At 46.0% G+C, this 589-nt stretch carries 1 protein-coding gene; it reads left to right on the forward strand.

What is annotated here, in order from left to right; translation table 11 throughout:
- Positions 1 to 143: 143 nt before the first annotated feature.
- The coding region (locus EL17_RS22210; protein ID WP_035079959.1) for a very short patch repair endonuclease at positions 144 to 589 on the forward strand (446 nt) is incomplete at its 3' end.

The raw sequence follows: 589 nt of genomic DNA on the forward strand, positions 1-589 counted from the left end.
GACTTCTTTGTGGACTAGTTCTTAGATATTTCATTTAGTAGGCTTTAGTTGGCAGAGAGGAGGACTCAAAGCCGGATCCGCCTTCATCCCCGCACTTTTCCGCCTCGCATTCCGTTATCATATACCAGCGAAAAGGAAGGATCATGAGTAAACCTTATCAGCAGCCCAAAATACGTGTACCCAAGTTCTGTGAGGCCAATGGCTTTTATACCACCCAGCAGCGGTCGTATAATATGTCCAGGATCAAGGGGAGCGGTACCAAGCCGGAGAAATTGCTGAAAAAGGCACTTTGGCATGCCGGGGTCAGGTACAGGAGCAATAAGCGAAAACTGCCCGGCAAACCTGATCTGGCACTGATCAAATATAAGCTGGTCGTATTTGTGGATGGATCTTTCTGGCATGGCCATGACTGGGAAAACAGGCAACTAGCCATTAAATCAAACCGGGATTTCTGGATTCCCAAGATCGAAAGAAACAGGCAAAGGGATGAAGAGGTCAATGCTTTTTACAGAAGTAAGGGTTGGACCGTTATTCGTTTCTGGGATTTTGAAGTGAAGAAGGAATTAGGAGTTTGCGTGATGAAAATTGT

This window comes from Anditalea andensis (assembly GCF_000714815.1).
GTDB lineage: Bacteria > Bacteroidota > Bacteroidia > Cytophagales > Cyclobacteriaceae > Anditalea > Anditalea andensis.